The organism is Algoriphagus sp. AGSA1, from assembly GCF_021390545.1.
GTDB lineage: Bacteria > Bacteroidota > Bacteroidia > Cytophagales > Cyclobacteriaceae > Algoriphagus.
Genome location: NZ_JAJUWR010000014.1, coordinates 134,524 through 155,365, shown reverse-complemented (window position 1 = coordinate 155,365; position 20,842 = coordinate 134,524). Strand labels below are relative to the sequence as shown.

The window sequence follows — 20,842 nt, the reverse complement described above, 5'->3', positions numbered from 1 at the left end:
TAAAATAGCTGACGTAGTCAACAGTCTGTAAACACTACAAACTAATTCAATATTATTATAATTATTATGCATTGCAAATTAAAAGAGAGATTTTTAAGAAATAAATTCTACAAATGCCTAAAAAAGTAATCCAACCAGTCCGAAATAGTTCGCTAATGAAATTGTACTGAAAAACCAACTCGTTGATTTTTTTGGTAAATCAGACCATGTGTTCAAAACATTTCATAGCTACAATCAAGGAAATGCTACTACCAGTTGTCCTGGTTCTTCAGAGTCAAGGCTAAAATAAAAGCCTAATCCAAATAAAATCCTCATAAATTCTATTATGGGTTTTCAACTAAGCATAAGACCTTATAAAATCACTCATAAATATCCTTTCGGTGGCCAATTGCAATTACCTCAATATATAAGAATTTATCTGCGATTTCGTAGATCACTCTATAGTCAGAGACACAAATTCTATAGGCCTCTTTACCTTTCAATTTCTTACAACCATTTTGTCTGGGGACATCAGCCAAATTAAAAATTGCGGACCTTAAAGTAGAAAGATATGGCTCAGGAATCTTAGCTAGAGACTTTATCGCTGATTCCTTGATGGCTATCTGATAAGCCATTATTTTTTCTTTCGAAGTCTCTCTATCATTTCAAATGCCTCTTCAAAAGGGACGGCAGGTTCTCCTAACTTTTTAGCCTCATCATACAAGCGCACAGCCTCCAAATCTTCAAGCATTTCCACTATGGTTTCAAATTCCTTCACTGAAGGAACCACTGAAATCTTATTCCCAACCTGGTCTGTAATATATTTTGGACTGATAGTCAGCATGATGGAAGTTAACAATTTTGAAATACCCTAGCTAATACTGTCGATTAGCTTTTACTGTTATTTGAATTCCAAACTACAATTATCCCTCCACCTCAGCATACAAATCAAACTCCGTCGCTTCAGTCACTTTCACATTTACAAAGTCTCCAACTCGGCAATAATGTTTTGCGGCATCGATCAGCACTTCATTATCCACTTCTACCGAATCGTATTCCGTGCGACCTACAAAGTGACCGCCTTCCTTTTTATCGATCAACACTTTGAAAGTCTTGCCGATTTTCTCCTGATTCAGATCGTATGATATCTGCTCCTGAATCTCCATCAGATTGTTTGCGCGTTCCTGCTTCACTTCCTGTGGGATATTGTCCTCCATAGAATAAGCATGGGTATTTTCCTCATGAGAATAAGTAAACACGCCCAAACGCTCGAATCTCATCTGCTCTACAAAGTCCACCATCTCCTGATATTCCTTCTCCCCTTCTCCCGGATGTCCTGCTATCAGCGTAGTACGGATAGCGATATCCGGAAGAATATCCCTGATACTGTGGATTAAATTTTCCTGTTTTTCGCGTGTAGTACCACGACGCATAGCTTTCAGCACATCTGTGGAACCGTGCTGCAAAGGGATATCCAGGTAGTTACAAATATTGTCCCGCTCTTTCATTACTTCTATCACGTCCATCGGGAATCCCGTTGGGTAAGCATAATGCAGGCGAATCCAGTCGATGCCATTCACATCAGATAGCCTACGCATCAACTCCGCAAGGTTTCGCTTCTTGTAAATATCAAGTCCGTAATAGGTAGAATCCTGTGCGATTAAAAGCAACTCCTTAGTCCCACCGGCAGCTTTGTGCTCCGCTTCTTTCACCAATTCTTCAATAGGCCTGGAGATGTGCCCTCCACGCATAATAGGAATGGCGCAAAAAGAACACGGTCTATCACAGCCCTCAGAAATCTTCATATAAGCATAGTGGGAAGAATGCGTCAACAGTCGCTCCCCTACCAACTCATGCTTGTAATCAGCTTTGAATTTCTTTAGGATAGCAGGCAAGTCCCGAGTGCCAAAAAAAGCATCGACCTGAGGGATTTCCTTTTCCAGATCGTCTTTGTAGCGTTGCGAGAGGCATCCCGTCACATAGACTTTGTCCACCAGCCCCTGCTCCTTGGCATCTACATACTGCAAAATGGTGTCGATAGACTCCTGCTTTGCATTATCGATAAACCCGCAGGTATTGATGATGATGATGTTATTGTCATCAGTTCCAGACTCGTGGCTGGCATTGATACCATTGCCCCGAAGCTGGGTGAGCAGTACCTCTGAATCGACCAGATTCTTGGAGCAACCCATGGTAACAATATTGACTTTGTCTTTTTTTAACGTTCTCGCTTTCACAGTTTTCCTACTTTTTGAGGCTGCAAAGGTATGCAAAAAAGTGCTTCGCACTTTTTCAATTGGAAAATTGAATGATTAAACATTGAAAAATTACTCGATCCTTCCCCGAGATCTTGGTTTCTAACTAATAAAGGACTTTAATAATTTTTCAATATTCCAATTTCGCAATCTTTCAATTTCCGCTTAACACTTTGATAAAACAACCTTAACCTATGGCTTGATGTGGTGGGCATTCCTTTGTTTACTTTTGAGGCGTACAGCAAACTTTTTAACTCCTTGCATTTATTTTTAGCCCCGATTCCTATCGGGGCCTTTTGCAAGGCGCCAGTGCCCTTTGGCTTTTTACTTCCTTCGTGTAACTTAGAATGGAAATCACCATTCTATGAAAAGCACCACCAAAACGCTAGCTTTTGACCGCAAAAATCTCTCTGACGAAATCCTGCTAGAACTTTATGAATCGCTCATCATGCCGCGAAGAATCGAAGAGAAAATGCTTATTCTCCTCCGACAGGGACGGATATCCAAATGGTTTAGCGGATGGGGCCAGGAAGCTATCTCGATCGGTGTGGTAAATGCTTTGCAAGCAGATGAATTTATCTTGCCTATGCATAGAAACCTGGGAATTTTCACGGGAAGAAATATGCCTTTGGAAAAACTATTTGCTCAATTTCAAGGAAAGCTCTCCGGCTTTACCAAGGGGCGAGACCGATCTTTTCACTTTGGCAGCATAGCACATCATGTGGTAGGGATGATCTCCCATCTAGGCCCTCAGTTGGCCCTTGCGGATGGGATTGCTTTAGCTGATAAATTATCAAGTGAGAAGAAGGTCACAGTTGTTTTCTCTGGTGACGGGGCAAGTTCTGAAGGAGATTTCCATGAGGGGCTGAATGTGGCGGCTGTCTGGAAATTACCCGTGATTTTTGTCATTGAGCACAATGGCTATGGGCTTTCCACTCCCAGCACAGAGCAATTTGCATTCAAACACTTTACAGACAAAGGACTTGGATATGGCATGGAGTCCATGCAGATTCAGGGAAATAATATATTGGAAGTTTATAGTACCATCATGGATCTGGCAGAAGATATTCGCCAAAATCCAAGACCTGTATTGGTAGAAGCAATGACCTTCAGGATGCGTGGTCACGAGGAAGCTTCCGGGACGAAATACGTTCCTAAGCAATTGATGGAAGACTGGGCTAAGCTGGATCCGGTAGAAAATTATGAGCAATACCTGGTGGAAACCGGGGTTTTGGATAAAAAAACAAAATCCCTAATCGACGGAAGGGTAAAATCCGCCATCAATGAGGGACTGGAAATAGCATTTGCAGAGAAGGAGATAACCCCGGATTTAGAGATTGAACTGGCCGATGTCTATGCTCCATATTCACAACTTGTAATTTCTCCGCCGAAAGACGGGACAACATCCGACAAGAGGCTGGTAGATGCGATCTCGGATGGGTTGAAGCAATCCATGGAGAAATTCCCAAATCTTATCCTTATGGGCCAAGACATAGGAGAATACGGAGGAGTCTTTAAAATTACAGATGGGTTTAAAGCTAAATTTGGTGCCGATCGGGTAAGAAACACACCACTTTGCGAGAGTGCAATAATTGGAGTTGCTCTGGGACTTTCCATTAAAGGTTATAAAGCTATGGTGGAAATGCAATTCGCTGACTTCGTTTCAGTAGGGTTCAACCAAATCGTAAACAACCTTGCTAAAATCCATTATCGTTGGGGGCAGCAGGCTGATGTGGTGATCCGCATGCCTACTGGTGCGGGGATGGCCGCAGGACCTTTTCATTCCCAATCCAATGAAGCCTGGTTTTTTCATACACCGGGACTTAAAATCGTCTATCCCTCCAATCCATACGATGCCAAAGGCCTACTCAATGCTGCTCTGGAAGACCCTAATCCTTATTTGTACTTTGAACATAAAGGAATGTATCGTTCCATCAGTTCCTTGATTCCTGATGATTACTACACAGTAGAGATAGGAAAAGCCGCGTTGGTAAAAGAAGGCACACAGGTATCTGTAATAACTTATGGAATGGGTGTGCATTGGGCCACGAAAACCATGGAAGAACTGGGCATTTCTGCGGATATTTTGGATTTGCGAAGTCTTCTTCCCTGGGATAAAGAAGCCGTGAAAAAGAGCGTAAAGAAAAACGGTAAGGTCATTTTCCTTCAGGAAGATTGCATTACGGGTGGAATCGGAGCGGAAATATGCGCATGGATATCGGAGTATTGTTTTGAACTACTGGACGCTCCTGTCATGCGAGAGGGAAGCCTGGACACTCCTGTCCCTTTTGCGCCAGCATTGGAGAAGCAATTTTTGCCCGTAGAACGATTTAAAGAAAAACTGTTGGCCCTTTTGGAATACTAATTGTTTTCTCAAAATGAGACCAACCAACCTATTGCCTGATGACAAGGATTTTTCTACACTCTTTGATTGTATTTTTCGTCTTTATTATCCTTGCACCTAGCTCCCCTGCCCAGACATTTATAGGAAATACTCTGGACAGCTATTCTGGTGTGCATGCGCTACTACTGAACCCCGCCCTATCCACAGATTCCAAAATGCGGATGGATATCAACATTCTTTCTTCAAGCGCATTTATTGGAAATGACTACCTAAGTGTGGATTTAAGTGATCTGAACAATTTTCGAAATGGATTTGAAATAAATTCTGATGGTGCTAAAAACTCCAAAAACAACAATAACTTTTTTGGGAATATTGATATCCTTGGTCCCTCCATATTATTCAATATAAACGATAAAAACAGTCTGGCATTCACTTCCAGGGCTCGTGGATTTTTCGGATTGAACAATGTAGGAGGAAATCTTTACGAACTTGCAAATACCAAATATGAAGAACAATCCGACTTCAACCTCACTATGGAAGATGCTTCAGGATCTATTCATGCATGGGCAGAAATAGGTGTCACTTATGCAAATATGCTTATTGACACTGATTATCATTCGCTGAAAGGAGGAATTACCTTAAAGTATCTGGCAGGGGCGGGAGGAGTTTTTGGGAACAGCCAATTGCTATCTGTAAACTACAACTATACCTCCAATATACTTACCACATCAGGAACAATGCGCTATGGATATACTTCCGGCTTTGATTCTGGTAATATAAATTTTTCCAGTATCAAATCAGGGATTGGAGCTGACCTGGGCTTAGTTTATGAATATAAAGAACAGAACGTAAACACCTATTATAATCCTTATAAATTCAGACTTGGTATTTCACTGATGGACATAGGAGCCATCAATTATGGTAGGACTCCGGGAAATGTATATGCAATGGACGGAAATTTCGATGCGGATGAATTCTCAATCAAGGATCTGGAAGTAATATTGAATGACTATTACAAAGGTGTTGAAACGGGAGGAAACACCAAAATGGGGCTGCCGACCTCCTTTCAGTTTTTTGGTGACTATAATATAGATGGAAAATTCTTCCTCAGTGCTCAGGGAGCACTTTCCATCAAAAACAATAAAGAAAACCCGGTAAGTAACCTTATCAATTCATTCACCGTTACACCACGGCTGGAAAAAAGATGGGTAAGTGTATATAGCCCCCTCAGCATTCGCCAATACGACTCTGCCCTTGCCTGGGGACTAGGTGTGCGTGCCGGACCGGTGATGATTGGCTCAGGGTCAATTTTGACAAACTTGATTTCCAACACTTCCAGAAGCACTGATATATATGTCGGATTTAAAGTTCCGCTTTATAACTAGCCGTTATTTTCTGTATTCATTAGTGATAAAAACGAATCAGACTTGAAAGTTGGGTAGTGATCAGAAAGCTCTTGACTATGTAGTTAATTTTTTGTTTACCACATAGCTACCCCGCTCTCATAGTTTTCCCAAAAGACATTGGGATCTCCATCTGCAGAATTAATCCATAAATTACCGAACGTGCCGTTGGCACTTTTGGCGTATTCATTTGGATTTCCCAACCCTGAATTCCGCTTTGCTGCATTCAGGGCAGCTACCTGTTGTGCTTTTGGCACAAACACTCTAACCAACAAAAGCTGGCAAAATGGTTTTCCTTGCCAAAGGCAAGGCCTTTCGTTTGGCTATTTACTAGATACTTAAAATAAAAAGGCCATAATTTGGATTTATGGCCTTTTTTTGAGATTATTATATCTAGTTAATAAACTAGATATGGGATATCCAACCAAAGTACAACTCATCAAAAGAGCAAAAAGCGAACAGTGGTATGTCAATTTTCCTGCTGCCGTTGCCCAGGCCATCGAATTTCATCAAGGAGAAGTAGTGGAGTGGATCATCGACGACCACCAGAGACTGGTTCTGCAGCGCAGTGACCAGTCCGTAGCGGACCTTAAAAAAAAACTCCCGGAGAAGATCTGAAGGGAGTACTGGAAGGGATTTTCTTGGAATGCCAATCCTGCTTCAAGCAGTTTCGTACCTGGCAAAGAGCCGCAAGGCTGGTCAACGGGGTGCTTTCCTGTATGGGGCGTTCCACCATTACAGGTTGGCTGACCGCAAGTGGTGATCAGTTTAAGGACTGGTCGGCCGCCTATCGCCTTTTCAAAGGGGACAGGATGGATATTGCCGGGATTTTCGGTGTCATCCGAAGGAAAGTTGTCACATTGGCCGATCCGGTACAGCGGTATGTTTTTGCCCACATGGATGACACCTTGTTACCAAAAAAAGGAAGAAACGTGTTTGGTGCCCGTTGGCTCAGGGATGCGCTTGGCCCACCTTTCCAGACCAATCTGGTTTGGGGGCAGCGGTTCATCCAGCTTTCATTATCCTGTTTTTCAAAAATGGGCCCGGTACAGGCCCGGGCCATCCCCGTTGATCTACATCATTGCCCCAGTGTAAAAAAGCCCGGTAAAGCGGCAGGGGAACAGGATTGGCAACTGTTCCGTGAAACCCAGAAAAAAGCCAAGCTCAGCGTCATCGGTGCCCAACGGATCAAGCTCTTGCGTGAAAATCTCGATCAGGATGGCTTTACCGACAAGGAACTGGTGGTCAGCGTGGACGGAAGCTATACCAACGAAGCGGTTCTGAAAAAACTCCCCGCCAATACCACCCTGATCGGCAGAATCCGGAAAGACTGTAGCCTCTACCTGCCTCCAGAGCCCCCCACATCCGGCAAGGGGCGAAAAAAAGTCTATGGGGAACGGCTCCCGACTCCCGAACAGATCCGGCAGTCCGATGACTATTCCTGGGTAAAGGCCCAGGCCTGGGCAGCTGGAAAAGTCCACGGGTTCCAGCTTAAAGTCATCCCGACGGTCCGCTGGAGAAAGGCCGGGAACAAAGATCTCAAACTGGTCATCATCCGTCCGGTCTCCTACCGCAAGACCCTCAAGTCACGCCTGCTCTACCGGGATCCGGCCTATCTGGTCTGTACCGAACCGGAGCTGGACCTGGGCACACTGCTGCAAGCCTATCTCTGGAGATGGGGCATAGAGGTCAACTTCAAAGACGAGAAAACTATTTTGGGATGCGGGGAAGCCCAGGTCAGAACCGAGCAGGCCTGTGAAAAAGTCCCCGCATTCCTCACCGCCGTCTATTCCATGCTTCTTCTGGCCTCAGAAACTGCAAAAACGCAAGTCCTCCCCCGTCCAAAGTGGTATAAATCAGAAAAATCGATCCGTACAACAACAGGTGACATCCTCAACCAATTCAGGGCAATAAACTGGGCACACACTTCAAAAATCAATTTCTCCGACTTCGTAAACATCCAGAAAAAAATGCAAACCCTCAAAAAATCAGATAATCCTATCCTCTCCGCATTGTTTCATGCTAGAAATTAGCCAAACTTGAGTTTGTGCACACACTGTGTGCACAATGAATTGAATTTTAGCTAATTAAGTTTCTGCCAAATCGATCCTATGAGCGATTAAACTTATTTCTATAGCTCAAAAATACCATATAAATGAGCTATAGAATGACCTTATATCCCTCACAGTAAAAGATTTGGCTAAAAATTATATCTAAAAGCATATAAAAATTAATCAATGTTACTTTTTATACGCAAAAGCATATAAATCAAATCTTTTTTCTACATTTATATGTAAATACATATAGAATGAATCAAATAGCCGAATTTGTAAAAACCAGAAGGAAGCAATTGGGGCTGACACAGGAAGAATTTGCCGACAAAGCGGGCGTAGCGCTTACCGTAATCCGGAAAATCGAACAAGGCAAGGAAAACCTAAGTCTGTCGAAAGTAAACCAAGTACTTAGCATGTTTGGCCACATATTGACACCAATCCACGAAAAAGATGCGAACAGGAATAGTCAAGTATAACAATGAGCTGGCCGGTATCTTGACGGAAGAGGATTCTGGTGAATATGTTTTTATGTACGACGAATCTTACGTCCAAAAACACCCCAAACAATTCATCACGTTTCGAATGCCCGTGACCATTCATCCCTATCGAAGCACACGCCTGTTTCCTTTTTTTGACGGTTTGATTCCCGAAGGTTGGTTATTGAATATCGCCGCAGAAAGCTGGAAGATCAATAAAAATGATCGTATGGGACTACTCTTGGCGTGTTGTCAAAATGCCATTGGAGCTGTGAGCGTTCACCCTTTAAAACCGAAAGGAAATGAATAAATGCCTCTATTGTTACGATCCTTTGAACGCTAGTCAATTTGGAGATTATCATCCCAAATGTGTCAAAGAATTCTTTGGGACTACACATGCCCCACAGCTTCCCTATCACTTGTCTGAAATGGAGATTTTGGCAAAAAAGGCCGCGGAAAGTTCAATCACAGTTCCTGGAGTTCAGCCTAAACTATCACTGGGTTGGATCAAGACCGAACTGGAAAATGGGCATCAAGGGCGACTGACAATCCTCGATGCACTGGAGGGAATGTATATTCTGAAGCCACAAAATAACCAATACCCTCAGATGCCTGAAAATGAGCATCTATCCATGAGATTAGCAGAATTATTTAACATTGAAGTGGTGCCTTCTACTTTGATTCGATTGGCTTCGGGCGAACTGTCCTATCTCACCAAGCGAATAGACCGCAAGGAGGATCATTCAAAAATCCACATGATTGATTTCTTGCAGATCCTGGAACTGGAAGACAAATACAAAGGGAATATGGAAACCTTGGGAAAAACAATTGGTGAATTATCCACCAATATCGTCCTCGACAAAATGCGATTTTTCGAGCTGGCCGTATTTAATTATGTCATCGGCAACAATGACATGCACTTAAAAAACTTCTCCATGTGGAAAACAGATCAGGGCTGGACACTATCTCCTGCCTATGATTTACTCAATGTCAAAATCATTCTACCAAAAGACAAGGAAGACACTGCTCTCCTACTCGGTGGGAAAAAGAGGAATTTCAACAAAGGATATTTTGATAGACTTGGAGAAGTTTTGAGACTCAATAAAAAACAACTCAATAGTGTCTATAAAAGGCTGGAAAAATGGTTGCCGAAGGCTACCAAGTTGATTGAAAAGTCCTTTCTAACTGAAGATCTCAAAATGGCTTATCAAGAAAGGGTAAATTTAGGGGTACAGAAGTTTTGATTCAAAAAATGACTGAAATTGTCACAGCCATTAATGTAGGAGAAAATACCAGAAAAAAATCGATTTTTTATTGCGAAAAAAAAGTCTACCTTAAAAGTCTACCTTAGATATGTACCGTATTTGTACCGATTTTTTCCATAAACCTTATTAACAATAGGTTACACTTTCTGTATCGGGAAGTGATCATGTTTGACAAGGTACGGATGGCTTGTGGCCTATTATATCTACGGTAAGGTGAAAACGCAATGATGAGTCAGGCGGATCCAAGAAATGCTCCACGAAGAAGGTAAAAATCACATGATGAACTGGTTCCCAAGATGACTGACAGCTTTCTACCCCACAATTATTGCCTCTCCTCCTCAAGCCCCATGTATCCGTCTAATGATATAAAGGCACCAACTTTTAGGGATAGAGCACTCATAGAAAGTGAACTGGCTATGATCGGTAGTGATAAACTGTCTCAGATCGAAACTTAACCACATAGCATTGTTAAAACTCTCTCTGAAGCCGACACAAAAAGTTATTCCCATGTTTTTACTGCCTTTTGATAAGCCTAAAAATTCCTGAATAATTTTCTAAAAAACTAAAAATCAACTATTTTTAAAGAAAGACAACTCCTGATTTTTAAAAATTAAGTAATGAGAGCACTTCGATTTTCTATATCACTGGTTTTCCTTTTGGCCTTCTTTGGTTGTGAAGACAAATCAGATCCCCCAAGAATGAGCGTAGAACGTTATGTCACACTGTTGAAGGCGGGAAATTACGACCACAGGGAACTTCCAGATTTTAACTCCAAAGACATTCCTAAACTTTTATCGTATAGAAATGAGACCGAAATAATTTCTGATTATCCAATAAATGCTATTTCATCAGCTTGGTTCCCAGAATGTTCTTTGGGGATGTATATTTTATGGACAATAGAGTCCATTAGGGCAAGGTCAATTGGAAGTGAGTTCCTTATCGGGACATTTCCTTCTCAAAATCCATTCGTAAAAAATCGAAACAACCTTGAATATTTAGATCAGACCACTCAGCTTCAGCAAGACGTTGCTGATTCTTATTTTGAATGGTGGGAAAGCAATAAGAATAAGGATTTTAAAGAATTTGATAAAATAGATCCTTTAGCTGATACGGAATATCGCTGGCATTGATTTTCCCAATCGCACAAATAACTAACTATAGAAAGTATTTTAGAAATTATGTCGCCGTTGGCGACATAATTAATTTAGGATTTATAGGTTATGAATGTGATTGAAGCCAACATCTTAGCAGGAACCATCGCAAATTCAACTTGATATCTCAACTGATTTGTAACTATGACAATCAAAGTAACAAACGCTCCTTCTAATGCTGACCTTTTAAGATTTCTTGAAAATGAATTACCTAGTGGTTACACATCAAAGCTATTTGGACTAGGTGATAAAAGTATTATCGTACAAAAATCCACTTTTCTAGGGGTTCAACTTACAGTTTGAGAAAATGAGATCTCCATAATTGCATCTGCCCCCTCTTATGGAGGAGGTTTACTGTCAGGATTAGCAATGACGGAATTAGCTGTTGTGATTCTACCTATATTTTGGTTGACTGGTGCATCCCCTTCAGGTTTTCGAAAACTGGAAAAAGAGGTCGCCATTTTATTAAAAGAGAAATACAACTAATTTTTTTGGGTGATATAGTGAAGGAAGTGGTTGTTGCAAAATTTGAGACATCCACTTAAAAGGTTGCTATATCAGTTAGGAGTTATCATCGTGTAGACAAGAAGTACTAAGTAACTGTTGAGGAACTTTAACCTTGATAATTTAATTTTATTGGTGTATTATTACACCATAACTACACTACACAATGGCCAGACAAACTATAACAGTAAATGAACCAAATGACCGCTGGATGAAGCAAAAGGTTCAGGAAAATGAATATGCCAGCAAAAGCGAGTTGATCAATGATTTGATCCGGCATCAGCGAGAACAGGAAGAAGAGCGAATCTGGCTAAGAAATGAGCTAATTAAGGGTGAGGAAAGCGGGATATCCCACAAATCCATGGCTGAGATTTTAGAAGAAGCCAAAAGACGCGCTCGAAAAGCGTAATGACATTTTCACTCACCCGGGAAGCGGAAGAAGACTTAATCCATATTTATTTGTATGGATTATCCAATTTTGGAGAACTACAGGCAGAAAAATACTTTTCCTCATTGGAAAACGCTTTTGAGAGAATTGCGGAAAGGCCTGAAATGTATCCATCTGCTACAGAAATTAGACCTGGTTATCGATTTTGCGTACATAGTTCACACACAATTTATTTTTCAATTGAAGATCAAGTTAGGATCATCAGGATAATTGGTAAACAGAGATTTCCTTAATAAAAATAAAGGGAGAACACTGGCGAAATTAGGGAGAACACCAAATGATCAATCGAGAGTTGAGCTAATACCCCACATAGCAGACTAATCTGTACAACTCAAGTTCTATAATAGATTTGAAAGTCAAATAGTTAACACTTACTGTATCGGAAAATAAATCGAGTTTTCTTTACTTGATGGTTTAAATTTATCAACTCCAAATTGCCAAAAAGAAAAGTTTAGGCTAAATTGAACTTCCTTTGTAGATCATAGAAAAAGCAAGACGTAACTCAACTTTCACTTTTTATCTATTAAAAGAATCCTTCTATGCTTGAAAAAATCGTCATATTCTTTCTCTGTTTCATATTTAGCTTTGCCTTTCTCATAATTGGGTTAACCGCCTATGGTGGAACATGGTACTCATTATTCTTTTTTGGAATGGCTCTACTGATCTGGCTTTTATATCTGAAGATCATAAAATTCTCATCTGTTGTGACGATTTTTTTTCTGGCTTGTGCAGGACTGGCTTTTGTCACTATGGCTTATCAAGGGCAAATACCAACTGTAGGTTATGTGATCTACGGAGGGCTTATCTCCTACTATATCTATGGTAAAGTGAAAACACGAAGAAGAGTCAAGCGAATTCAGGAAATGCTCCATGAAGAAGATGAAAAGCGCATGGGCTAATTCTCAATAAGATTGAATCAGATAATTATTTTTATAGTGATTTTAGTTTAAAAATTTATTGGACTTATTATCTTTGGTTTTATAAAACCGAATAATTATGGTAACCATTGCATGCGAATGCCAATGATTACCGAAACTTCACGGTCAATAGTAAGTTAATTTGTCTATACATTGATATCGGAGACTCAAATACCAAGATAATGACCGCTGGAGTGAAGGATCAAACTAAGATTCTTTCCGTCACAGATTTTTCTTCGAAAATATGATTCCCGGCATGCAATAACGTGTTGCTAAATGGAAATAAGGATCATGCGTACCTTGCCACATCCTGGCATTGATTTGCTTTCCGAGTATAATTACTTGGAGTCTACCCACTATATATCATCTATACGGTAATGCCCTGTAGATATTTTCTTTCGCTTCTGTTGTTTATCAGCTCGTGGCAGATGGCCATGGGGCAGAATTCGACTATTGGTACGGAATTTTGGGTCGGATTCATGGAGAATCTTGATATGGAAGATGGTCGTTACAGTGACGTTGTACTAATCATAACAGCTAATGAAAAGACTTCAGGGGTGATAGAATACCTCGGTCGCTCATCGTCGTTTGATTTGAATACAGGTCAACAGTATGAATTCCGGGTGAATTCAGGTAATCTTAACCTGGTGCACAGAACTTCAGGGAAGGTGGAAAACAAAGGTATTTTTATCAAAGCCACTGGAAAAATTGCGGTCCATGCTTTCAACGAAATGTTCAGAACTACTGATGGTACAGTGGTTTTGCCTATTGGGGGTTTGGGAAAAGATTATTACATCACCTCGCATCAGGAAGTCAGTCCCTTTCCCAGTACCTTACTGGTGGTGGCCTCAGAGGACAATACCAAAATAGAAATCACCACTTCGGTGAATTCGGTCAGCGGCAACAGGGCCGGGGTGCCGTCTATTATTGTACTTAACCGTGGGCAGAGTTACCAGATCAAAGCAGATAAAGATTTGACAGGTTCCCGGGTACGGATAGTAGATGATAATGAAAACGACTGTAAAAAAATTGCCGTATTTGGAGGAAGCATGTGCACTTGGGTGGGAGATTGTGAGGCATGTGACAATCTTTTCCAGCAGGCATATCCAGTCAGTTCCTGGGGCAAACACTTCGTACATATCGCATTGAAAGAGAGGACATCAGGAGAGTTGGTTAAAGTACTGGCTTCGGAGGACGGCACTGAAGTCAGTCTAAATGGAGTACCTCAAGGGATCATTCACAAGGGTCAATTTCTAACAATAAATTTCCGTGCGGACGAATCAGGAAAAATTGAAACATCCAAGCCCTCATCTGTCACCGTATTTTCGAGAGGCGTAGGATGTAACGATAGTAATATTCCGGGACTTTCTGACATCGGGGATCCTTTTATGATCACCTACAGTCCGATTGAGCAATTTCTAAAAGACCTGGTTTTCAATTCCTTCCAAATGGCTAACATTAGCAACCATTATGTCAACATTGTAGTGGAAACTGGTACACAGCATAAGACGACTCTGGATGGCAACAACATCGGAGGATTTTTTGAACCATTGCCTGGCGATACCGATTTTCAGATTGCCAGAATCAGGGTATCAGGAGGTGTGCACCATTTGACCAACCCGGATGGCTTTGCCGCATATGTTTATGGTTTTGGATTCCGGGAGTCTTATGGCTATGCAGCCGGGGCAGCATTGGGTAATCTGGACATCGATATCCAATCAGAATATGAATTTGAAGTAATTGGCGACAAAGTGGCCTGTCTTGATCAGCAAGGGGAATGGAGCATCAGTACCAGCGCTTCCGATTTTACGTATTTTGTATGGGACTTTGGAGACGGTAGTCCCTCCCAAACGGGTCAACCTGCCTCTCATACTTTTACCAGGCCTGGCAAGTATATAATCAGTGTCACCGCATCCACCGGTTCCTGTGAAGAAGGGGATGAGGCCACATTTGAAGTGGAAGTAATGAACCCAGAAGCCGAACTGGTCGGGCAGACCACTGTATGTCCCTATATCGAGGAAATAATGTACCGGTTGGTGGACAAGCAGGATATCACCGACACTAAATTTGAAGCTATTGGAGGGGAAATCCTAGAAAGCTACCTAGACTCTGTCTTGGTCAGGTGGGGTCCAACCAATCCCGATGCAAAGCTTATCATGACACCCTATACTGAAAATGGCTGCCCGGGTCGCCCAGTTGAATTGGAAGTGAAGATTGACTCCGATCTTCAGGCGCTAAGACCAATTGGTCCGGAGGAAGTGTGTTTTGACCCTGGACTGGCCCACACTTACAGCGTTGAAACCCACGTACAGGGAAGAGCGTATGAATGGACGGTTACCGGGGGTAAACTTGTTTCAGGACAGGGAAGCCATGAAATCCAAGTAATTTGGGACCAACCCGGAATACAAGCCGGAATTGGCTACACCGTTTATGGGGCAGAAAATCCTTCTTGTGTGGGTATATCTACTGAAATCCCTATTAAAGTGGCTGAGCCATTGGCCAATGCGGAGATTACAAACGTAGCCTGCGCCAGCGAATCCTCTGGGACAATCGAACTTAAACTACTTGAAGACCACGGCCCTTATACCTATGATTGGCAGCATGATCCCAACTTAGATGGCCCAATCGCAGAAAATTTATCAGCAGGATTTTACTCGGTCACGATCAGGAACCAAAAGGGATGCAGCCAGGTCATCAAAGCCATTGAGGTGAGCGAAACCGTTCCCATGATCAGGATGCCAACCGGCTTCGACTCCAGGCAAGCGCCCGGGATTTATGAAGGCGTATCCCATTGCAAGGTCAATTTTGAACTATGGATATATGACCGTTGGGGAGCACTGGTTTATTACGGGGATACTGGCTGGGACGGCAGAATAAACGGAAAAGAGGCTCCCATCGGATCTTATGCCTATATGGTCAACTATTATTACACCCTGGATAAAAAAACGCAGCGCGAGGAGAAAAAAGGCACTTTTGTACTTGTTCGCTAAAGTTGCCAAATAGAATACACCTGCCGCAGGCGGGGTTGACACTGATAATGGGCACAGGCATATTTTCTTTACCAATCTGGATTCAAGTATGAGATGACGGCTGAGAACATCTGGGAAAATGAAACTCATAACACAAATGCTTCTCCCCCCATGGCTAAGAATAAGAAAGGTTGCATTAAGTTCCCCGTGAATTTGATGGGGTCTTGTCTTCCCTATAGCCTGTTTCAATCCTCTCCGGGAAACGGCCATCAATGCTACTCGTACCGCAATGATTTTACAGGATTAATATATGCTGCTCTGAGGGTATGCACAGACGCAGTGACAAATAAAAGTCATAAAAAACAAATATAATGGCAGTGAAATGAATTAGAACTCAGTTATCGTAAGTTCCACAACGCTCTCTTTAAAACTAAAATTCACTATTTTTAGGGGATAACCATGGCACTATCTCCAAGGGCAATTTTAAAACCTTTTTAAATCAATTATAACTAGCTGGAATTAGGAGGTTTGCCATGCACAATATTTATTTTTTAAATATGAAAACTAACTATATTTTTACACGGGATTTTCCATAAAATACCGATTTATCTACCTGTACATTCTGCTTTCTAGCACCTATCTATGCCTTTCGGAAAATTCTACTTTCTACCATTCCTTTTGTTTTGTCTAGGTGCTGTAGCGGTGATCACTTCGGCACATGCACAAAATGACTACCGGGTCCCATTCCGTCACAGGGTAGGCAACCCTGCCCCCCATAACAATATTTTCCATCTCAGAGGGGACTTCACGGTGATAGGTAACACAAACCTCACGTTAGAATCTTATCGGGATGATGTTCAGAATGCATTGGAGAAAATGAAATTTGTGGATATCGATAGTGACCCAGAGACCTTCAACTCTTCCTCAGCTACCCTTATGTTTTCTGAGGAAAACGGAGCTGACCCGAACTGCACGGAGGTCATCTATGCCGGACTTTACTGGTCAGGAAGAACCAAGCAAGGCCAAGGACTGACTTTCGAGACAACCAAAAAAGGTGATCTGGGAACTCCCATTACACTTGATAAGAAAGAGTCTGTTATCAGTCCTTTCGAAGAATTAGATTACTTCCCTTATACCTTCAATGTCCACTATGCCTATGATATGAATGGTGAGTACTTCCCCATCTACGACCTAAACTCAGCAGATGGGCAGCAAACCATCTCGTTTACATTTAGCTATGATGGACAAGTACAATATAGCTTAGATTTTATGGGTGGATATACCCCTGTGGAAGATCTCAAAATCCTTCACTCCAATGGAAAATCTACGGCAACTTTTAAGCCTGTCACCTTTTCAGCCAATGGGTTTACCTTTTCCGTCACTGAACTAACCCGTGCTACCGAATCTGTAATAGAAGAAGATGGTCTAAAAGATAATGCCATCAAATTACTCGCTTCTGGTACCTATACTCCCTATCTTTATCAAACTAAGGAATTTGACAAGCGTAAGGTAAAATTAAAAGCACCTGGTGCCACCACATATACTGAAATCACTGCGGCAGGCAATGCAATACTTTACCCCGAAGTTGAGCTAGGTGAAATGTATGTTGGATATGCGGATGTAACCCAACTCGTCCAAAATCGCGGGAGTGGGAAATATACCATTGCAGATATCGCGCTCACGGAAGGCCAATCAGATAACACCGGATTCTACGGCCACTGGGGGTTGATAGTTATCTATCAGAATTCCACTATGAACATGCGCGATGTCACCATTTTTGACGGTTACACATTTGTGGAAGCTCAAAATGGCGTACAAACAGTGGGGGAGATAGAAATCAAAGGATTTGGTACGGTGAAAGACGGTCCAGTAAATCTCAAACTGGGCATCATGGCCGGGGAAGGGGATAAACCTACCTTAGGGGACTTTTTGGAAATAATGGATCAAAAAGGCAACTGGATCCCCTTGCATCACCCAAAAAACTCCACGGATAATTTTTTTAATTCATCAATTTACACACCTATTAGAAAAGCAGATGGGGGCTTAATTGAACCCTCAAGAAGTCCAATTTTAAGCAATAACACCGGTATCGACATAGTACAGTGGGATATTCCAAATCCAAATAATTCCATCATTGCTAACAACCAGACCTCGGCACGTTTCAGATATGGAACTAATCAGGATTTGTTCACACTCTACGCCTTAGCCTTTTCGATTCTCTCCTATTCCCCCGAGATCCATGCACATAACCAGATAAAATCAATAGATGGGGAAATTCCCCCGGACTCTCCTACTGTAAAACCCGGTGAAGAAATCATCTATCAATTGGACATCAGAAATGTCGGATCGGAAAGCTCTGAGTCAACCAAAATTATCATTCCTATTCCTTATACTGCCACCTTTGTAGATGCAAAAGTGATCCCTTCTGCCTATGGCCAGGTAACTTTTGACCCTTCTATAGGCCTTTCTGGTGCCATCATCTGGGATCTGGGCACTGTACCTGTGACAGCAAATCCTGAGGAGCTGATTGCTTCTTTGGAATATACCTTAAAACTGACTGAAGATTGTTTTGTCTTGGCAAATGATAATTGTGACGCAAGAATCTCAGTGAACGGGACGATTTCGGGCATAGGAGGAACCACCAAGCAAGCCTACTCCGATATACCCTTTGTTAAGGAATTTATGGGTGGGGAATGCACCGGTTACGGAGTCTATGGAGACTTGGATATACCTATAGCCGGAAAAGCAGAGTTTGCGGCCTCCCACTGCTTAGGTTACGAGTTATTTACTGGCCTTGGCCCAATAGATCTGCCTGAATTCTGCCAAGGAGACCCTCCTGCCGAACTTTCTGAATACATCAAACCTAGCGCAGAGGGATTACAGGTTTATTTCTTTTCATCCGAAATAGGAGGCACACCTATACTGGAGTACTATGTAAACACTTCACAGATAGGAACCGAACGGATATGGGTATCCGAGGGACCTGCTGGTTCTTGCACAGGCTTGAGAATACCTGTAGATCTGGCTGTGACTCCCCGCACGCCGCAACCTTATACAGAGGATAAGTCTTTCTGTATGGAAGATAATAGCTTCCTGTTCACAGTGGATTCGAGCCCCGAATTCACCGTACTATACTATAAAGACAATGATCCCACGACCACTCCTATGGTCGGGGAACCTACTATAGATATGTCAAAACCAGGTGAATTTTCAATCTGGGTAAGCCAGTTCAAAGATGGTGAATGTGAAAGTTTCCGGAAAGAAGTAAAATTCATCAGTGAAGATTGTAGCCTAAGGCCGAACATTCAACTATTCCTTACCGCAGACCGGGACAGCTTTACTAAGGAAATGGAAATCATAACATTTACCATTGTGGTGAAAAACTCAGGAGGTGTCAAATTGGAGCTTGTATGGCTCAATGAATATTTAAATTATGACAACTGGAATATCCCATCCCTAGAACCTTTTGAAGAAAGGGCCTATACAATCACCTACACTACGACAGCCCATGATATGTACCAAGGAGCCATTTACCTCAATGCTGAAACAGGGGGGTTGGCCTCGAATGGAGAGAATGTTTATGACAATAAAACTATCGAACTGCCGGGATATATTTCCCCTCCTGGCTTTTTGGATTACTCTCTCACCTATTCATCCGAGCGATGTCAGCCACTTGGAATAGATTCAGGCTATATTGGTCTTAAATGGCAACAATCTCAGAGTGGGACATATTCAATCATTAGCTTGATAGATGGAACGGAATATAAAGGTGAATTTGAAAACAAAACCCAGATCCAGCATGAAGTTCCAGTCGGATCCTATAGTATTTCCATCAGCGACCCACAAGGGAATACACAGTTAGTCCAACAGGAAGTAATTATCGAGAAAATGGAATATGTGGATTTTCAAGTTCCTGACCAAGTAGAAGCATGTGGTGAATATTTGCTCTACCCAAAGACAGACTTAAACCTGAACTATACACTTTTAGCTCCAGACGCGACAAAGGTGGTCCCCCATTCTGACGGCTACTTCACCATTAACCAGTCAGGGATATATAGAATAACAGGAAGAGACAGCCAGGGTAAGCTATGTCAGCTAGAAAAATCTTTTCAAGCTACAATCTCTCTTCCCTCCCCATTAGAATTGGAAGCACTGCCATTTTGCAGCGAGGATACTTCCACTACCGTATTTCTTCGGAGTGAAATTGGACAAAATGATATAAAATGGTTTAAGTTAGGTCCTCAAGGTTACCTGCATCTCCGTGACTTTGACAACAATCCCATTTTAAGTGATCAGGAAGCGGGTGAATACCGCATTACGCTATCCGATAGTGATGGATGTAATGTAGGGATAGGACAAATCCAACTTTCGCCATCCAATACATCTCCTGTGGAGCTAAGTGGTATCTATACTATCTGTCCAACAAAGAATAATATTCCCGTCATAGAACCTGGAAGTAGATTTAAAGAGTTTAGCTGGATTCTAGAAGGAGTGGAAATAAGCAATGCCTCCACCTTTAGCCCTTCCCGGGAAGGCAGCTATAGTTTAGTTGCAAAAGACATACAGGGGTGCGCCTTTTTTGCGGATTTTCAAGTAGAAGTCAAATGTCAACCTGAGGTTCGGTACCCTACAGCCATACGACCTGGAGATCCTGAAAGGATCTTTGAGATCTATCCAGATAATCTTACGGATGAATTGGAGGTCTCTATCCTTAATCGCTGGGGGCAACTTATCTTCTATTGTGAAGATGTTAATTTAAAAAATGGAGTAAAATCATCCTGTGTCTGGGATGGGAGATTTAATGATATCGGGGTACAAAATGGATCATATCTGGTTTTGCTGCGGATTAAAAACCACAAGCAAAACATGACTATAGTCCAGAGATCTTCAGTTTTAGTTATTGATTAAGCGCAACTTTTGGCATTTCTGCCAAAAGTTGCGCTTAATCGGTTTTTAGCTAAAAAAACGGAGTCAGTGATTCCTCCCCTTATTCATCTGTCATAATACCTCTAATAGATATCCTTGAGAACAATTCTGGATTAAAAGGACGCAAATTGGGTAGTCATCTCTAATCCGG

Annotated in this window: 17 protein-coding genes; 13 read left to right on the top strand and 4 right to left on the bottom strand. The window is 41.9% G+C overall.

Annotated features, from left to right (window positions below):
• Nucleotides 1-359: 359 nt before the first annotated feature.
• The 3 genes from LZF95_RS13050 to rimO form a co-directional block, all read right to left on the bottom strand.
• A complete protein-coding gene (locus LZF95_RS13050; protein WP_233755523.1) occupies nt 360-614 on the bottom strand; it encodes a type II toxin-antitoxin system RelE/ParE family toxin in 255 nt (84 codons plus the stop codon).
• On the bottom strand, nt 614-823 hold the full coding sequence (locus LZF95_RS13045) for a hypothetical protein (protein ID WP_233755522.1): 210 nt from the start codon (nt 821-823) through the stop codon (nt 614-616). Before LZF95_RS13045 ends, LZF95_RS13050 begins: the two co-directional genes overlap by 1 nt.
• Before the next feature lie 79 nt (nt 824-902).
• Nucleotides 903-2,216, bottom strand: a complete 1,314-nt coding sequence (rimO, locus tag LZF95_RS13040; protein WP_233755521.1) for a 30S ribosomal protein S12 methylthiotransferase RimO — start codon at nt 2,214-2,216, stop codon at nt 903-905.
• A 382-nt stretch (nt 2,217-2,598) separates the two neighbouring features.
• Between rimO and LZF95_RS13035 the strand changes: the two genes are divergently transcribed.
• Both LZF95_RS13035 and LZF95_RS13030 read left to right on the top strand, forming a co-directional pair.
• Nucleotides 2,599-4,599, top strand: a complete 2,001-nt coding sequence (locus LZF95_RS13035) for a thiamine pyrophosphate-dependent enzyme (protein WP_233755520.1) — start codon at nt 2,599-2,601, stop codon at nt 4,597-4,599.
• Nucleotides 4,600-4,637: 38 nt separating this feature from the next.
• Nucleotides 4,638-5,963 (top strand): hypothetical protein, encoded by a 1,326-nt coding sequence (locus tag LZF95_RS13030; RefSeq protein WP_233755519.1) that lies wholly within the window; start codon nt 4,638-4,640, stop codon nt 5,961-5,963.
• Nucleotides 5,964-6,058: 95 nt separating this feature from the next.
• Here the strand turns inward: LZF95_RS13030 and LZF95_RS13025 are convergent, their stop codons facing one another.
• Complete coding sequence (locus LZF95_RS13025) at nt 6,059-6,256, bottom strand: hypothetical protein (RefSeq protein ID WP_233755518.1); 198 nt, start codon at nt 6,254-6,256, stop codon at nt 6,059-6,061.
• A 136-nt stretch (nt 6,257-6,392) separates the two neighbouring features.
• Here LZF95_RS13025 and LZF95_RS13020 point away from each other — a divergent pair, with 136 nt between their 5' ends.
• From LZF95_RS13020 to LZF95_RS12975, 11 genes are all read left to right on the top strand, one after another.
• Nucleotides 6,393-6,599, top strand: a complete 207-nt coding sequence (locus LZF95_RS13020; RefSeq protein ID WP_192085555.1) for a hypothetical protein — start codon at nt 6,393-6,395, stop codon at nt 6,597-6,599.
• A 23-nt stretch (nt 6,600-6,622) separates the two neighbouring features.
• Nucleotides 6,623-8,014 (top strand): transposase, encoded by a 1,392-nt coding sequence (locus LZF95_RS13015; RefSeq protein ID WP_245405123.1) that lies wholly within the window; start codon nt 6,623-6,625, stop codon nt 8,012-8,014.
• A gap of 275 nt (nt 8,015-8,289) precedes the next feature.
• On the top strand, nt 8,290-8,511 hold the full coding sequence (locus tag LZF95_RS13010; RefSeq protein ID WP_233755517.1) for a helix-turn-helix transcriptional regulator: 222 nt from the start codon (nt 8,290-8,292) through the stop codon (nt 8,509-8,511).
• Nucleotides 8,486-8,821, top strand: a complete 336-nt coding sequence (locus LZF95_RS13005) for a HipA N-terminal domain-containing protein (RefSeq protein ID WP_233755516.1) — start codon at nt 8,486-8,488, stop codon at nt 8,819-8,821. Before LZF95_RS13010 ends, LZF95_RS13005 begins: the two co-directional genes overlap by 26 nt.
• Nucleotides 8,814-9,755, top strand: coding sequence for a HipA domain-containing protein (locus LZF95_RS13000; RefSeq protein ID WP_233755515.1), 942 nt, complete (start codon nt 8,814-8,816; stop codon nt 9,753-9,755). Before LZF95_RS13005 ends, LZF95_RS13000 begins: the two co-directional genes overlap by 8 nt.
• 677 nt (nt 9,756-10,432) lie before the next feature.
• Entirely contained in the window at nt 10,433-10,906 is a 474-nt protein-coding gene (locus LZF95_RS12995) for a DUF4943 family protein (protein ID WP_233755514.1), read from the top strand.
• A gap of 691 nt (nt 10,907-11,597) precedes the next feature.
• Nucleotides 11,598-11,840 carry a type II toxin-antitoxin system ParD family antitoxin gene (locus tag LZF95_RS12990; RefSeq protein WP_233755513.1) on the top strand — a complete coding sequence of 81 codons (243 nt, stop codon included), beginning with the start codon at nt 11,598-11,600 and terminating at the stop codon, nt 11,838-11,840.
• Entirely contained in the window at nt 11,840-12,112 is a 273-nt protein-coding gene (locus LZF95_RS27775) for a type II toxin-antitoxin system RelE/ParE family toxin (RefSeq protein WP_368670779.1), read from the top strand. The genes LZF95_RS12990 and LZF95_RS27775 overlap by 1 nt, the downstream gene beginning before the upstream one ends.
• Before the next feature lie 417 nt (nt 12,113-12,529).
• Nucleotides 12,530-12,778 (top strand): hypothetical protein, encoded by a 249-nt coding sequence (locus LZF95_RS12985; RefSeq protein WP_233755512.1) that lies wholly within the window; start codon nt 12,530-12,532, stop codon nt 12,776-12,778.
• A 395-nt stretch (nt 12,779-13,173) separates the two neighbouring features.
• On the top strand, nt 13,174-15,786 hold the full coding sequence (locus tag LZF95_RS12980) for a PKD domain-containing protein (RefSeq protein WP_233755511.1): 2,613 nt from the start codon (nt 13,174-13,176) through the stop codon (nt 15,784-15,786).
• Nucleotides 15,787-16,407: 621 nt separating this feature from the next.
• Complete coding sequence (locus LZF95_RS12975; protein ID WP_233755510.1) at nt 16,408-20,673, top strand: gliding motility-associated C-terminal domain-containing protein; 4,266 nt, start codon at nt 16,408-16,410, stop codon at nt 20,671-20,673.
• Nucleotides 20,674-20,842 lie beyond the last annotated feature (169 nt).

Excerpts from the sequence above, each read along its gene's own strand:
- LZF95_RS13005 (WP_233755516.1), top strand. The coding sequence starts at position 8,486 with ATGCGAACAGGAATAGTCAAGTATAACAATGAGCTGGCCGGTATCTTG.
- LZF95_RS12985 (WP_233755512.1), top strand. The coding sequence starts at position 12,530 with ATGGCTCTACTGATCTGGCTTTTATATCTGAAGATCATAAAATTCTCA.
- LZF95_RS13030 (WP_233755519.1), top strand. The coding sequence starts at position 4,638 with ATGACAAGGATTTTTCTACACTCTTTGATTGTATTTTTCGTCTTTATT.
- LZF95_RS13035 (WP_233755520.1), top strand. The coding sequence starts at position 2,599 with ATGAAAAGCACCACCAAAACGCTAGCTTTTGACCGCAAAAATCTCTCT.
- LZF95_RS27775 (WP_368670779.1), top strand. The coding sequence starts at position 11,840 with ATGACATTTTCACTCACCCGGGAAGCGGAAGAAGACTTAATCCATATT.
- LZF95_RS13020 (WP_192085555.1), top strand. The coding sequence starts at position 6,393 with ATGGGATATCCAACCAAAGTACAACTCATCAAAAGAGCAAAAAGCGAA.
- LZF95_RS12980 (WP_233755511.1), top strand. The coding sequence starts at position 13,174 with ATGCCCTGTAGATATTTTCTTTCGCTTCTGTTGTTTATCAGCTCGTGG.
- LZF95_RS12975 (WP_233755510.1), top strand. The coding sequence starts at position 16,408 with ATGCCTTTCGGAAAATTCTACTTTCTACCATTCCTTTTGTTTTGTCTA.
- LZF95_RS13045 (WP_233755522.1), bottom strand. The coding sequence starts at position 823 with ATGCTGACTATCAGTCCAAAATATATTACAGACCAGGTTGGGAATAAG.
- LZF95_RS13010 (WP_233755517.1), top strand. The coding sequence starts at position 8,290 with ATGAATCAAATAGCCGAATTTGTAAAAACCAGAAGGAAGCAATTGGGG.
- LZF95_RS13000 (WP_233755515.1), top strand. The coding sequence starts at position 8,814 with ATGAATAAATGCCTCTATTGTTACGATCCTTTGAACGCTAGTCAATTT.
- LZF95_RS12990 (WP_233755513.1), top strand. The coding sequence starts at position 11,598 with ATGGCCAGACAAACTATAACAGTAAATGAACCAAATGACCGCTGGATG.
- LZF95_RS13050 (WP_233755523.1), bottom strand. The coding sequence starts at position 614 with ATGGCTTATCAGATAGCCATCAAGGAATCAGCGATAAAGTCTCTAGCT.